Origin of the sequence: Pseudomonas sp., from assembly GCF_049300855.1 — a bacterium.
Classification (GTDB): Bacteria; Pseudomonadota; Gammaproteobacteria; order Pseudomonadales; family Pseudomonadaceae; genus Aquipseudomonas.
The window spans coordinates 407,175-420,951 of sequence record NZ_JBAQKH010000026.1 but is presented as its reverse complement, the minus strand read 5'-3'; the positions used below and the strand labels follow the sequence as shown (position 1 = coordinate 420,951).

Sequence of the window (13,777 nt, the reverse complement as noted above, 5' to 3'; positions counted from 1 at the left end):
CCGTCGACGTTCATCGACGGGCCTTTTTGTTTCAACTGACGCCAGTCACCCTGACCCGGCTGCTATAGATAAATCGCGCCCCCATTAGCAGGGTCGCCAGGCTCAGGGCGGTGATCAATCCGGTCCAGATCCCTTGCGGGCCCCACTCCAGGCCAAATGCCAAACCCGCGCCGAGCGGCACGCCAACACCCCAATAACAGAAAACCGCCAGCCACATCGGTACGCGCGTGTCCTGCAGCCCACGCAAAGCCCCCGCCGCAAGCATCTGCAAGCCATCGGGAAACTGCAAGGCTGCGGCGAACAGCAACAGCGTCGCGGCCAGTGCCGTGACGGCGAGATCGGCGCTATACAGGCTGGCAATCGCTTCATTGCCCACCAGCAAGATCACGACCGATACGCTTTGCGCCAGCAACACAATCACGCAACCGGCCCAAGCGGCTTGCCGGACACGCTGCAGATCGCCGCGCCCCAGCGCATGCCCGACGCGAACCGTTGTTGCCTCGGCCACAGCCACCGGGATCATGAAACACAACTGCGCAAGGTTCACTGCAATCTGATGCGCCGCGAGAAACGTCGAACCCAATCGCCCGATCAACAGCGAAGTAACAATGAACAGGCTGCCTTGCATCAGAATCGCAATGCCGATCGGCATGCCGGTGCGCAGCAAATCCATGATGCCCGCGCGACTCGGCAGATCGAAACGCGCAAACAACTGCAAATGCGCCAAGCGCTGGCCAAACCACAGGTAGCCGGCGAACAGCAGAGCCTGTAGCCACATCATCACAGCCGAAGCGGTCCCCAGCCCTTGCGCGCCCAGCTCGGGGAAACCCAACTTGCCATTGGTCAACACGTAGCCCAATGGCGCCAGCACCAACAGACCGCCGAAACTGAAAATCATCGTCGGACGCATCCAGTGCATCCCTTCGCACAGATAGCGCATGCAGAAAAACAGCGTCAACGCCGGACTTCCCCAACGCACCGCGTGCAAGAACGCTTGCGCGCCGGGAATCATCTCCTCGGCGATCCCGGCAGGCGCGAGCAACATAGGCACCAGGCTGAGGAAGGCGAACATCAGCAGCCCCATTAAAAGCGCCAGCCATAACGCCTGGCGAAAGATCGGCGCGATTTCATGAGTTCGATCCGCGCCCTGTAAACGCGCGACCGACGCCGTCAGCGCAATCAACGTACCGATCGGCACCAACATCGGCAGCCACAACAACGCGGTGCCCAGCGTTACCGCCGCCAGGGTGTCGGTGCCGTGATTGCCGGCGATCAGGTTGTCGACGAAGGCAATCAAGCCGGCGCAGACATGACCGACGACCAAAGGCAGTGCGAGGAGCGCGGTAGCACGAATCTCGGGCAAACTGCCGCGCGAAACTGATTTCAATGACATGGCAGGGATCTCTGGAATCGACGGAAAAAACTCGGTGAGCGAGGCCAGTCGTTATCCCAGAATCGCCTCGCGCTGGCTGTCAGACGCTTCCTGATCTCACGGATCCGCTGTAGGAAAGTTGTAACAGGCAGGAAAACACAAAAAACGCGCATACAAAAACGCCGCTCTGTTGAGCGGCGTTTTTGTGAATTTGGAGCGGGAAACGAGACTCGAACTCGCGACCCCGACCTTGGCAAGGTCGTGCTCTACCAACTGAGCTATTCCCGCAAATGGCGTCCCCTAGGGGACTCGAACCCCTGTTACCGCCGTGAAAGGGCGGTGTCCTAGGCCACTAGACGAAGGGGACACGCTACCCGGAACACATGGTGTGTGTTTCGGTGTCCAGATCCGCACCCGAAGATTTGGTTCTGGTTTCACTCAGCCCCGCCCGAAAGCAGTGCTGTTTAAAATTGGAGCGGGAAACGAGACTCGAACTCGCGACCCCGACCTTGGCAAGGTCGTGCTCTACCAACTGAGCTATTCCCGCATTGGCGTCCCCTAGGGGACTCGAACCCCTGTTACCGCCGTGAAAGGGCGGTGTCCTAGGCCACTAGACGAAGGGGACACACTACAACATTCACTCCCTGCCGCGCTTCGCTGTGTGCTTTACGCTGCAAGTGGCGCGCATTCTATGGATGGATTGAGAGGTCGTCAACCCCTTGATATAAATTTATTTAAATCAATGACTTCGACCTGCTTTACGGCGGCAATCGGGCTTTTCCGTCGCCCGACGATTGACGCCTATATTCCGCCACCCGCCAAGACGTTATAGTCCACCGCGCAGTGATGGCAATCTGCACATGCATCGCCAGCATTCATATAAGCAGCATGCGGCCGATACAGATTGAACCTGCCGAACCAACCAGTCGAGCGGCGCTAGGCGGCTAAATGCCCAGCCACTACACTCGCATGCGAACCCTATAAAGAGGTCTTACCGGTGACACCACTCATGATCACCCTGCTTGTCATAGCCGGGATCGCAATTCTGATCGCCATTGGCTACATGAACCATGTGGTGGAAAACAACAAACTGGAGAAGGCCCGCACCAAGGTCGAACTCAACGACCGCCTGCGCCGTTGCGGCGAACTGACCGAGACCTTTCCCGGCCAATTCATGACCCCGGCCCTGAAGCTGCTGCTGACCCGCCTGGAACTGAACGTCTGCCAGCGATTGTTGAACCTGGAAAAAACCAGCGCCACCAATAAAGCACGCATCACTGAACTGAGCGCACTGGTAGCCCAGGGCGAATCGATCCCGGTCAACAACCCGCCAGCGCCGATCCTGACCGAAGCCAAGGCCAAAGACGTACGCTTCCTCCTCGAAGCCCTCCATGGCCAAATCACCCGCGCCGCCCACGACGGCTTCCTGCCGCCGAACGAAGCCAAACAGTGGATCCGCGAAATCCGCCACATCCTCGTTCTGCTGCACATCGAATTCTTCAACAACCTCGGCCAACAGTCCCTGCAACAAAACCAACCCGGCCAGGCCCGCCTCGCCTTCGAACGCGGCGTGCAATACCTGCGCAAACAACCCGATCCGCAGATCTACGCCGAACAACTGCAATACCTGGAAAAACTGCTGGCCCGCGCCAATGCCCAGGTCATGGACAAAATTGCCCCGGTTGAAGGTGAAGAGAACCAACTGACTGCCGGCCTGAAAGACGTCGAGGCCGACGCGGACTGGAAGAAGAAAGTCATCTACGACTGATGACAGACGCTGCACGAGAAGCCACCGCAAGGTGGCTTTTTTGTGGGCTCGCGGAGAGTGAATCCGACAGAGATTGAGTGAATGTCGAGACGCTTTCGCGAGCAAGCTCGCTCCCACAGTTTGAACTGCATGCCTCCAGATAGAGATTGGTCGGCTGTCAGGCCAGCTCCCAAAATTTAGATTTGCGTTCATCCCCCCGCGGCAAAGCCGCCCCACTCAACAGGATGAGCGCAAGCTCGGCTGCAGCTCTTGATCTTGATCTTGATCCACGGGCGACGTCGGAAGGCTGAGCGCAGGGATTGATCCGGGGGTGGGAGCGCAGCGACCGTTTGGCGCAGCCAAATGCATCGAGAGGAGGTGCAGCGAAGCAAACCGTAGGCGATGCCCCCGGATCGATCCCGGAGCGAAGGAACCCGAGCCCCAGCGAGCGGGCCGAACGCAGGAGCAAAGCCTTTTCGGTTACCTTTTCGGCGTTTGGAAAAGGTGACTCGCCGTAAGGGCGAAACCGCCAGCCGCAACCCCAAAAAAACGGATATACCCCCAACCCCCCAAGAGCATGGCCGGCCCAAAGGCCGCCAAGCCCAAAGCGTCAAAGCCTCAAAGCCTCAAAGCCTCAAAGCCGAAAATGCCCAACCATCCCCCGCAACTCCCCCCCCAACTGCGCCAGCTCAACACTGGAAGCCGCATTCCCTCGCATCGCCAACGAAGACTGATCCGCACTCGCACGAATACTCGTGACACTGCGATTAATCTCCTCAGCCACCGAACTCTGCTCCTCGGCCGCCGCCGCAATCTGCTGATTCATCTGCTGAATCAACGACACCGCCGCCGCGATACTGCCCAACGCGCTCTCGGTCTGCAACGCATCACTGACCGCCAATTTGACCAACTCGCCACTGCTCTGAATCTGCTGCACCGACGCATGCGCCGCCGCCCGCAAGGCACTGACCAGGCGCTCGATCTCTTCGGTCGACTGCTGCGTACGCCGCGCCAATGCACGAACCTCATCGGCCACCACCGCAAAGCCCCTGCCCTGCTCCCCGGCTCGCGCCGCCTCGATCGCCGCGTTCAGCGCCAACAGATTAGTCTGCTCGGCCACGCTCTTGATCACCTCAAGCACCGTGCCGATATTCTGGATTTCAGCGCTCAGGCTCTCGATGCTGGAACTGGCCGACGTCGCCGAATCCGCCAACTGCTCGATCCGCGCCATGCTCTGACGCACCACCTGCTGCCCACTTTCAACCTTGTCATCCGCCGTCTGCGCCGCCAATGCCGCCTCTTCGGCATTGCGCGCGACATCATGCACCGTGGCCGTCATCTGGTTCATCGCGGTGGCGACCTGCTCGGTTTCTTCCTTCTGACTGCTGACCTCAAGATTGGTCTGCTCGGTCACCGCCGACAGCGATTGCGCCGAACTCGCCAATTGCTCGATACCTGCCTGCAAGCCACTGACAATCGTGCTCAGTCCGGCACCCATCTGCTGCATCGCCAGCATCAACTGGCCGATTTCGTCACGACGGGTCACCTCCACCGTCGCACTCAAGTCGCCGGCGGCAATCCGCTGCGCGACCTGGATCACACTGCGCAATGGCGCGACGATCAATCGAGTAATCACCCACGCGGCGATCAACCCGACCAACAAGGCCAACGCCGACGAGCCAATGATCAGCAGCGAGTTTTTCTTCAGTTCGGCCTGCATCGCCTCGTCTTGCGCGACGTACGCCTGATTCACCCGCTCGACCACTTGGTCGGCACGCTGGTGCAGTTGTTCGTAGACGGTTTTTTCCTGGGCGAGCAACCCGGTGTATTCGGCCAGCTTGTCGTTGAAACCGGCGATGTGTCCGGACACTTCGTTGAGCACCGTCAGATAGCCTTCGTCCTTGACCGTGGTCTTCAATTCTTCGGCTTGCGTCTGGGCCTGCGCGGCCTGCTCGATATTGCCCTTGCCGGCACTTTCGGGGTCGCCCTTGCGGCTTTGATCCAGACGAACCCGCGCCTCATTCATCGCCTGCAGCATCAGCCGCGACACCTGACTGACCTGGCCGGCCTGTTCGATAAACTGTGCGCCGTCCTTGCCCTCGGTATCTTTCAAGGTATAAGCGCCGTCATCGGCAAGCCCGGCCTGCAACACATCAAGGTTATTGGCGACACTGGACACCGACCAACTGGCCATTTCCAGCGCAAGATCCTTGGCCTGGGTCAACGAGACAAACTCGTCGAACGCCTTGCGATACGCCCCCAGCGACTGCTCGACATCGGTCATTACCGGCACGTTGGCCGGCGACTGCGCCTTGAGTTCGTTGGCCAGCGTGACCAGTCCGTCGACGCCCATCCGCAGGGCATCGGCGGTTTTCGGGTTGCCGCGCAAGGCATATTCCTGCTCGAGCAGGCGCACCTTGAGCAGGCCGCTATTGAGCGAAGACATTTGTTTCAGCCCATCGAAGCGCTGGCTGATGGTTTGCAGTGACCAGACGCCGATGGCTGCCACCAGCGCCGTCAGCAGCAACACCAGCGCAAACCCGATACCCAGTTTTTTCGCCATACCGAGGTTGGCAAAACGTCCTTGCACGGCCGAATTCATTGCGCGTAGTCCCCTGCCAAAGTCTGTTGACGAAGATTCGCAATGGCCACCCACCGGCACAAGTCTCTGACGTCGGAATAATGGCAAAAAGCTAGGCCTGCGTCGTTTTCAGAACACTTGAGGTCGATCCGCAGCGGTATTGCGGAAAAACTGCCGGGCGCGCGGGTCGCAAGCGTAGGCCACGTTGATCCGATGCCATTCGCCGGCCTCGCCACTGGGACTGAACGCAGCCGGCGCTGACAGCAACACGCCACATCGTTGCGCCTGCTTGCGCACCCGCGCGTGATCTGCCATTCGCGAACGCGCCCAGATGAACAAGCCGCCGGCAGGCTTGCCGAAGACTTCCCAATCGGCATCCTCCAGCGCCTGCAACGCCGCCGCGCGATCGGTATTCAAGCGCTGGCGTTGGCGCTGTACCAGTTTGCGATAAGCGCCCGAACTCATCAGGTTGGCCAGCACTGCTTCAGAAAACCTCGAGCCTCCCAGGCCACTGATCATCTTGACCTGAGCCAGGCGCGCGATGAGCTCGCGGTCGGCCAATACAAAGCCGACCCGCAAGGAACTGCTCAACGTCTTGGAGAAACTGCCCACGTAAATAACCTGACCATCTTCATCCAGCGCAGCCAGGCGCGTTCCGTTGCCCGTGTGCAGGTCCGCGTAGACATCGTCTTCGATCAAACGCAAATCGTAGGTTTTGCTCAATTGCACCAGATGTTGGGCCACGGCCGGCGTCAGGCAACTGCCGGTCGGGTTGTGATGATGACTGTTGATGAACAACGCGCTGGGCTGAAACTGCCGCAGCAACGCCTCAAGCGCAGCGAGATCCGGGCCGCTGGGCGTGCGGCGTACTTCAAGCATGTGGACGCCATGCAAGCGCAGGAGATCGAACAGCGGCGCATAGCCGGGCGTTTCGACCACCACGCAATCGCCGGCCTTGAACAATGTGCGAACGATCAGGTCCAGCGCATGACTGGCGCCAGAGGTACTCAGCAAATGGCTGCTGCGAGCGTCGATATCGAACAGCTTCAGGCGTTTGACGATCTGCTCGCGCAACGCTGGCAGGCCCAGTGGCGTGCTGTAGTCGAAGAGACTGGCCATGTCGGTGCGCGCCACTTCACGCAGCGCGTAAGTCAGGTCGTCGGGCTCGCGCCAGCTTGGCGGCAAGCCACCACTGCCAAGCTTCAGGCCACCTGCCGCCGCACAGACCGCATCACACCAGGCCTGCTTGCCCTCCAGCGGAGCCAATTCTTCCTCGGCAGCGAACCGCGAGGGCGATTCGGCCACCACAAACCCCGAGCCCTGACGCGTGGTCAGCACGCCTTGCGAGACCAGCCGTTCGCACGCCTCGACGACACACGACTGACTCAGCAGATTGCCCCGGGCGATTTGCCGAACCGAGGGCAGACGGGTGGCTGGCGGAACCTCGTTTCGCAGAATCCATTCAGTCAGTCCGTCAACGATCTGCTGCACGACCGGCACCATTGCCTGTCGGTCAATTCTCAATTCCATGAGCACGCAAACTCCTGTCCGTTTTGCTGGCGGCAGTAAATCACAGCCGCGCCGTTCAGGCTGTGCGACAACGCCGCCAAAAGCACCCGATCTAATCATTTGATACACATTGTTTAACGGATTCACGGAACTGAGCGCAGGCGCAAGAAAAAGCCCGCACGAAGGCGGGCTGTTTTCCTACCCAGTGGCTTTAGAACGCGGTCACACCACCGTCGACGGCCAAAGAGTGACCGGTGGTGAATGCTGCGCCATCGCTGCACAGATACAGCACGGCGCTGGCAATTTCCTCGACCTTGCCAATGCGTCCCACCGGATGCATGGCATTGGCGAATTCGCCTTTCTTCGGGTCCGCCTCGTAGGCCCGACGGAACATGTCGGTATCGATCACTGCCGGGCACACCGCATTGACGCGGATTTTCTTTTTCGCGTACTCGATCGCCGCCGATTTGGTCAGGCCGATCACGGCGTGTTTCGACGCCGCGTAAATGCTCATTTTCGGTGCGGCGCCAAGCCCGGCCACCGACGCGGTGTTGACGATCGCTCCACCGCCCTGCGCCAGCAGCAGTGGCAACTGATACTTCATGCACAACCAGACGCCTTTGACGTTGACGCCCATGATCGCGTCGAACTCATCCATCGAGCCCTCGGCCAGTTTGCCCTTCTCGATTTCGATCCCGGCGTTGTTGAAGGCATAGTCGAGGCGGCCGTAGGTATTGATCACCTCGTCCATCAGATTTTTCACTTCGCTTTCGACGGTAACGTTGCAGCGCACGAAGGTCGCTTCGCCGCCGGCTGTACGAATCAGCGCTACCGTACCCTCGCCCCCTGCCGTATCCAGATCGGCCACCACCACTTTCAAACCTTCGGCGGCGAATGCCTGGGCGGTGGCCCGGCCGATGCCGTTGGCCGCACCCGTGACTACGGCAACCTGACCGGAAAACGTCATGCTCATTGTTATGTCCTCGAAGGGATAGATGCAGGGGGAGTTGTAGCCTGGCAGCATAGCTATTGCAGTCTGCCGAGCGTCAGCACTATCCAATGGCTGTTTATGCACCCATGCGTTGCAGTGATAAAACCGGCCCGGTGACTATCACTGCACTGGATCGGCGTGCATTCGCCGCATCAGCCCACCTTGCGACATTGCCGATGAAGGGCTATCAACAAGGCTTCATTCCGTTCGAGTGCCTGCCATGACTTCCCAGACCAATCGTCAGTTCCTGCTCGCCAAACGCCCGGTGGGCGCTGCCACCCGCGAGACCTTCACTTATCAGGAAGTACCGGTCGGCGAACCGACGGCGGGACAGATTCTGGTCAAGAACCAATACCTGTCGCTCGACCCGGCCATGCGAGGCTGGATGAATGAAGGTAAGTCCTACATTCCACCGGTAGGAATCGGCGAGGTGATGCGCGCACTGGGCGTGGGGAAAGTCATCGCCTCGAACAATCCGGGGTTTGCCGTCGGCGACTACGTTAACGGTGCCATTGGTGTGCAGGATTATTTCCTTGGCGAGCCAAGAGGTTTCTACAAAGTCGATCCGAAACTGGCGCCGCTGCCGGTGTATCTGTCCGCGCTGGGCATGACGGGCATGACCGCGTATTTCGCCCTGCTGGATGTCGGCGCACCGAAGGCTGGCGACACCGTGGTGTTGTCCGGTGCGGCAGGTGCGGTGGGCAGCATTGCCGGGCAGATCGCCAAGATCAAAGGTTGCCGCGTGGTCGGCATTGCCGGTGGCGCCGACAAGTGCAAGTTCCTCATCGATGAACTGGGTTTCGACGGCGCCATCGACTACAAGTCCGAAGATGTCGTGGCCGGGCTTAAACGCGAATGCCCGAAAGGCGTAGACGTGTATTTCGACAACGTCGGCGGCGACATCCTCGATGCCGTGCTGAGCCGCTTGAACATGAAAGCGCGGGTGGTGATTTGCGGCGCGATCAGCCAGTACAACAATAAAGAAGCGGTCAAGGGCCCGGCCAACTACCTGTCGCTGCTGGTCAACCGCGCGCGGATGGAAGGCTTTGTGGTGATGGACTACGCGGCGCAGTACGCCAGTGCAGCGCAGGAAATGGCCGGGTGGATGGCCAAGGGGCAGCTCAAGAGCAAGGAAGACATCGTCGAAGGTCTGGAGACGTTTCCAGAGACGCTGATGAAATTGTTCAGCGGCGAGAATTTTGGCAAGTTGGTGCTGAAGGTTTAAGGCCACCACAAAAACCAATGTGGGAGCGAGTCTGCTCGCACCCACATTTGGATATCAGTGTGGCTTAGGCGATTTCGGCGACAACCGAGGCCAATGCCTTGGCCGGATCCGCCGCCTGGCTGATCGGACGGCCAATCACCAGATAATCGGAACCGGCATCCAGCGCCTGACGTGGGGTCAGAATGCGCCGCTGATCGTCCTGCGCACTGCCCGCCGGACGAATCCCCGGGGTCACCAGTTGCAGCGACGGGTGCGCGGTTTTCAGCGCGGTGGCTTCCAGCGCCGAGCACACCAGACCGTCCATACCGGCCTTCTCGGCCAAGGCTGCCAGACGCAGGACCTGCTCTTGTGGCTCGATATCCAGACCGATACCGGCCAGGTCTTCACGCTCCATCGAGGTCAGCACGGTGACGCCGATCAGCAACGGTTGCGGGCCACTGCGCTTGTCCAGCTCTTCACGGCAGGCGGCCATCATGCGCATCCCGCCGGAGCAGTGCACGTTGACCATCCACACGCCCATCTCGGCGGCGGCTTTCACAGCCATTGCCGTGGTGTTGGGAATGTCGTGGAATTTCAGGTCGAGGAATACTTCAAAACCCTTGTCACGCAGGGTGCCGACGATTTCCGCGGCGCAACTGGTGAACAGTTCCTTGCCCACTTTGACCCGGCACAGTTTCGGGTCCAACTGGTCGGCCAGCTTCAGTGCGGCGTCACGGGTAGGGAAATCCAGGGCGACGATGATAGGCGTCTGGCAGGCGGACATGGGCGGGCTCTCAGGCAAGTCGAAATCGGCGCGCATTGTAGCGGAACCGGCGCCAGCGCGGCACCCGATGATCGGTAAATCGTCGCGCCAACCGTGATCAGCATAGCGCCCGCTGCTATTGTGTCGACTCCGATACACAACCGACACGCCAGCAACAAGCGTCCGCGTTAGCTTCGCCAGCCGCAACACGTCCTTACATCAGCACTTCCCGCCTCACGGCAGGACGCCTATGCTGAAACCACCACCTCGCAGCCCATCTTTGTGGTTGGCGGCCTACTGGCAGATGAACAGCCCCATGCACAACACCCAAACGACCGCAACGGATGAGCCGAAAGACGACAAGCGCTGGAACATTCGTGCGCTGATCGTCGATGACGACGTACCGATCCGCGAGCTGATGATCGACTACCTCGCCCGCTTCAACATCCACGCCAGCGGCGTCACCGATGGCGCCGCGATGCGTCAGGCGATGCAGGCCGAACACTTCGACGTCGTGGTGCTCGACCTGATGCTGCCCGGCGAAGACGGCTTGTCGCTGTGCCGCTGGCTGCGCGCCGAATCGGACATCCCGATCCTGATGCTCACCGCACGTTGCGAGCCGACCGACCGCATCATCGGCCTGGAACTGGGCGCCGATGACTACATGGCCAAGCCGTTCGAGCCACGCGAACTGGTCGCGCGCATCCAGACCATCCTGCGCCGGGTGCGCGATGATCGCACCGAACAACGGGCCAACATCCGCTTCGACAACTGGCGCCTGAACAGCGTCCTGCGTCAGTTGATCGCTGACGATGGCTTGGTGGTGCCGCTGTCCAACGCCGAATTCCGTCTTTTGTGGGTGTTTATCGAACGCCCGCGCCGGGTGCTCAGCCGTGAACAATTGCTGGATGCCGCGCGCGGGCGTTCGATCGAAGCGTTCGACCGCAGTATCGATCTGCTGGTATCGCGTCTGCGGCAGAAACTCGGCGACGACCCGAAAGCCCCGCAGTTGATCAAAACCGTGCGCGGTGAGGGTTACCTGTTTGACGCGCGGGACATCGGCTGATGCGGGCGCGCTTCGACACGCTGTTCGGGCGCCTGTTTGGCGTGCTGTTCGTGGCGATTGTCCTGGCGCACCTGTTGGCTTTTGCCTGGTTTCACCATTACGGCCCGCCTCCGCCACCACCGCCGCCGGAATTTTCCGCGGGCGTCGATGGCCAGCGCCCGCCACTGGATCCGCGTTTTGCGCCACGCCCACCGCGCCCATGGTTCGGTGGCCCGTTGGTGCCGCTGACGTTTCAGTTCATCACACTGATGATCGCTGCATGGTACGGCGCCAAACTGCTCAGCCGCCCGATTCAGCGCCTCAGCGATGCGGCCGAGCGCCTCAGCGAAAACCTCGACAGCCCGCCACTGGACGAATCCGGCCCGCGCGAAGCACGGCAAGCGGCGCACACCTTCAACCTGATGCAACAACGCATTCGCGAACAGGTGCAGCAGCGCGCCCGCATGCTCGGCGCGGTGTCGCATGATCTGCGCACCCCGCTGTCACGCCTGAAACTGCGCCTGGAAAACATCAGCGATGAAAAGCTGCAGGGCCAGATGCGTCAGGATCTGGACGACATGATCGGCATGCTCGACGCCACCCTCACCTACCTGCACGAACAGCGCACCAGCGAAGCCCTGCAACTGATGGATGTGCAGGCGCTGGTCGAATCGCTGTGCGAAAACGCTCAGGATCAGGGTGCGGATGTGCAGGTCAGCGGTCATTGCGCACCGATGCCGGTTCAGCCGATGGCGCTACGTTCGTGCATCAATAATCTGATGGACAATGCCTTGCGTTATGCCGGCCAGGTCCGTATCGAGATGCAGGATCAGCGCGAGCAACTGCTGATCCACGTGATCGACCACGGCCCGGGAATTGCCGAGGACAAGCGTGAAGCGGTGTTTGAGCCGTTTTATCGGCTGGAAGGTTCGCGCAATCGCAACTCCGGCGGCGTGGGCCTCGGGATGACCATTGCCCGCGAGGCGGCACAGCGTCTGGGTGGACAGCTCCATCTGGAAGAAACACCGGGCGGCGGCCTCACGGCCATCATTCGCCTGCCGCGCCCCTGAGAAACACGCGCTCCTACAAGATATTGGGTATTCATTGCATCGTGTGTAGCCACCGGTACAAACCCCACATACCCACGACACCTTGCGCCCTGACGCTGCATAAGCCGGTACACCCACCGGTTTGCCATTCCAGGGAGTGAGTCCAATGATCGGTAGCGTCAGCAACTACACGAGCTATACCAGCACCAGCAGCACCTCCACGCAAAACGCCCGCAGCCAGCAACTGCAAAAAGAACTGTTCGCCAAACTCGACAGCAACGGCGATGGCGCGGTGGACCAGGACGAACTGAAAAGCGCCCTGTCGCAAAAGTCCGATGATGGCCTGTTGGTCAACCTCAGTAAACAATTCGGCGATCTGGACAGCGACGCCAGCGGCAGCCTCAGCGCCGAAGAAATGACCGCCATGGCGCCACCTTCGCCACCACCCGGCGACCAAGCCCCCACCACCGAACTGGCCGACGCCCTGATCAGCGCCCTCGACACTGATGGCGACGGCGCCATCAGCAGCGACGAACTGAGCAGCGGCCTGACCAGCGCCGGCAGCACTGCGGACAGCAACGAACTCTTCTCGGCACTGGACAAAAACAAGGACGGCACCGTCAGCCAGGACGAACTCACTGCCAGCCTGACCCCGCCCCCTCCGCCGCCACACATCAACAGTGACGAACTGTTCAGCCAACTCGATGCGGATGGCGATGGCAGCGTGACCGCAACAGAACTCAGCAGCGCCCTGCAAACCAGCAACAGCACCTCATCGACCAGCACCGACACCAGCGCCGCACTGCTCAAAGTACTCGACAGCGACAGCAGTGGCAGCGTGAGCAGTGATGAACTGAAAGCAGCTTTACAGGCCGGGCGTGAACGACCTGACGAACAACAGACGGCATCGACCCAGAGCACGACAGACGCGCTGAACCGCATGATTGCCAATTTGAGCAAACAGTACTCGCTCGATAACGCCGCGCCGGTGGGCAAGTATTTGAATGTGGCGACTTGAGTCGAAGCCCTCACCCTAGCCCTCTCCCAGAGGGCTAGGGGACTGACCGAGGTGATTGCGAGAGATACGCCGACGTGCGATACCGAGTCGAACTCAGACTCTGAAACAGATCAAAAGCCCCTCACCCTAACCCTCTCCCGGAGGGAGAGGGGACTGATTGAGGTGTTTGGGAGAGCTACGCCGACGTGAAATACCGAGTCGAACTCAGACTGAAACAGATCAAAAGCCCCTCACCCTAGCCCTCTCCCGGAGGGAGAGGGGACTGACCGAGGTGTTTGTGAGAGATACGCTGACGTGCGATACCGCGTTGAACGCAAATCAAACGCCGAACACCCCACGCTCTTCACCACTCAATAGGCCGAGTGTCAGCTCGCCTGCTTTTGATCTTGATCCACGGGCGACGTCGGAAGGCTGAGCGGAGGGATTGATCCGGGGGTGGGAGCGCAGCGACCGTTTGGCGCAGCCAAACACAGCGAGAGGAGGTGCAGCGCAGCAAAC

10 protein-coding genes, 4 tRNA genes and 1 pseudogene are annotated in these 13,777 nt (G+C 60.4%); 5 read left to right on the top strand and 10 right to left on the bottom strand.

Going from position 1 to position 13,777, the window contains the following annotated elements; all coding sequences use genetic code 11:
* Window positions 1-31 precede the first annotated feature (31 nt).
* The 5 genes from WA225_RS11505 to WA225_RS11485 all read right to left on the bottom strand — a co-directional run bounded on the left by WA225_RS11505 (window position 32) and on the right by WA225_RS11485 (window position 1,997).
* Window positions 32-1,393, bottom strand: a complete 1,362-nt coding sequence (locus WA225_RS11505) for an MATE family efflux transporter (protein WP_422607997.1) — start codon at window positions 1,391-1,393, stop codon at window positions 32-34.
* Window positions 1,394-1,584: 191 nt separating this feature from the next.
* A tRNA-Gly gene (locus WA225_RS11500) sits at window positions 1,585-1,660 on the bottom strand.
* 3 nt (window positions 1,661-1,663) lie between these two features.
* Window positions 1,664-1,739: transfer RNA gene (locus WA225_RS11495), tRNA-Glu, on the bottom strand.
* Window positions 1,740-1,843: 104 nt separating this feature from the next.
* Window positions 1,844-1,919 (bottom strand) — tRNA-Gly (locus WA225_RS11490).
* A gap of 2 nt (window positions 1,920-1,921) precedes the next feature.
* Window positions 1,922-1,997: transfer RNA gene (locus tag WA225_RS11485), tRNA-Glu, on the bottom strand.
* Between the two features lie 384 nt (window positions 1,998-2,381).
* On the opposite strand from WA225_RS11485, the gene WA225_RS11480 reads away from it, so the two are divergent.
* Window positions 2,382-3,140: a hypothetical protein gene (locus WA225_RS11480; RefSeq protein WP_422607996.1), complete on the top strand. Its 759-nt coding sequence runs from the start codon at window positions 2,382-2,384 to the stop codon at window positions 3,138-3,140.
* 613 nt (window positions 3,141-3,753) lie between these two features.
* Here WA225_RS11480 and WA225_RS11475 read toward each other — a convergent pair.
* The 4 genes and pseudogenes from WA225_RS11475 to WA225_RS11460 form a co-directional block, all read right to left on the bottom strand.
* A complete protein-coding gene (locus WA225_RS11475; RefSeq protein WP_422608216.1) occupies window positions 3,754-4,617 on the bottom strand; it encodes a methyl-accepting chemotaxis protein in 864 nt (287 codons plus the stop codon).
* Window positions 4,615-5,682, bottom strand: a pseudogene (locus tag WA225_RS11470) (HAMP domain-containing protein); the annotation flags it as partial. The gene WA225_RS11475 and the pseudogene WA225_RS11470, both read right to left, overlap by 3 nt.
* Before the next feature lie 147 nt (window positions 5,683-5,829).
* Entirely contained in the window at window positions 5,830-7,230 is a 1,401-nt protein-coding gene (locus WA225_RS11465) for a PLP-dependent aminotransferase family protein (RefSeq protein WP_422607995.1), read from the bottom strand.
* A 190-nt stretch (window positions 7,231-7,420) separates the two neighbouring features.
* The gene (locus tag WA225_RS11460; protein ID WP_285420994.1) at window positions 7,421-8,182 is read right to left on the bottom strand and encodes an SDR family oxidoreductase; all 762 of its coding nucleotides are present in this window, start codon (window positions 8,180-8,182) and stop codon (window positions 7,421-7,423) included.
* A 238-nt stretch (window positions 8,183-8,420) separates the two neighbouring features.
* Here WA225_RS11460 and WA225_RS11455 point away from each other — a divergent pair, with 238 nt between their 5' ends.
* Window positions 8,421-9,425, top strand: coding sequence for an NADP-dependent oxidoreductase (locus WA225_RS11455; RefSeq protein ID WP_422607994.1), 1,005 nt, complete (start codon window positions 8,421-8,423; stop codon window positions 9,423-9,425).
* A 64-nt stretch (window positions 9,426-9,489) separates the two neighbouring features.
* Here the strand turns inward: WA225_RS11455 and pyrF are convergent, their stop codons facing one another.
* On the bottom strand, window positions 9,490-10,188 hold the full coding sequence (gene pyrF / locus WA225_RS11450) for an orotidine-5'-phosphate decarboxylase (protein WP_161986598.1): 699 nt from the start codon (window positions 10,186-10,188) through the stop codon (window positions 9,490-9,492).
* A gap of 283 nt (window positions 10,189-10,471) precedes the next feature.
* Here pyrF and WA225_RS11445 point away from each other — a divergent pair, with 283 nt between their 5' ends.
* The 3 genes from WA225_RS11445 (at window position 10,472) to xopAW (ending at window position 13,279) form a co-directional block, all read left to right on the top strand.
* Window positions 10,472-11,233, top strand: coding sequence for a response regulator (locus WA225_RS11445; protein WP_422607993.1), 762 nt, complete (start codon window positions 10,472-10,474; stop codon window positions 11,231-11,233).
* Window positions 11,233-12,282 (top strand): sensor histidine kinase, encoded by a 1,050-nt coding sequence (locus tag WA225_RS11440; protein ID WP_422607992.1) that lies wholly within the window; start codon window positions 11,233-11,235, stop codon window positions 12,280-12,282. The genes WA225_RS11445 and WA225_RS11440 overlap by 1 nt, the downstream gene beginning before the upstream one ends.
* A gap of 145 nt (window positions 12,283-12,427) precedes the next feature.
* Complete coding sequence (gene xopAW / locus WA225_RS11435; RefSeq protein WP_422607991.1) at window positions 12,428-13,279, top strand: XopAW family type III secretion system calcium-binding effector; 852 nt, start codon at window positions 12,428-12,430, stop codon at window positions 13,277-13,279.
* Window positions 13,280-13,777 lie beyond the last annotated feature (498 nt).

Coding starts and splice junctions, on each gene's coding strand:
- WA225_RS11460 (WP_285420994.1), bottom strand. CDS start 8,182: ATGAGCATGACGTTTTCCGGTCAGGTTGCCGTAGTCACGGGTGCGGCC.
- WA225_RS11480 (WP_422607996.1), top strand. CDS start 2,382: ATGATCACCCTGCTTGTCATAGCCGGGATCGCAATTCTGATCGCCATT.
- WA225_RS11465 (WP_422607995.1), bottom strand. CDS start 7,230: ATGGAATTGAGAATTGACCGACAGGCAATGGTGCCGGTCGTGCAGCAG.
- pyrF (WP_161986598.1), bottom strand. CDS start 10,188: ATGTCCGCCTGCCAGACGCCTATCATCGTCGCCCTGGATTTCCCTACC.
- WA225_RS11475 (WP_422608216.1), bottom strand. CDS start 4,617: ATGGGTGCCGGACTGAGCACGATTGTCAGTGGCTTGCAGGCAGGTATC.
- xopAW (WP_422607991.1), top strand. CDS start 12,428: ATGATCGGTAGCGTCAGCAACTACACGAGCTATACCAGCACCAGCAGC.
- WA225_RS11440 (WP_422607992.1), top strand. CDS start 11,233: ATGCGGGCGCGCTTCGACACGCTGTTCGGGCGCCTGTTTGGCGTGCTG.
- WA225_RS11445 (WP_422607993.1), top strand. CDS start 10,472: ATGAACAGCCCCATGCACAACACCCAAACGACCGCAACGGATGAGCCG.
- WA225_RS11505 (WP_422607997.1), bottom strand. CDS start 1,393: ATGTCATTGAAATCAGTTTCGCGCGGCAGTTTGCCCGAGATTCGTGCT.
- WA225_RS11455 (WP_422607994.1), top strand. CDS start 8,421: ATGACTTCCCAGACCAATCGTCAGTTCCTGCTCGCCAAACGCCCGGTG.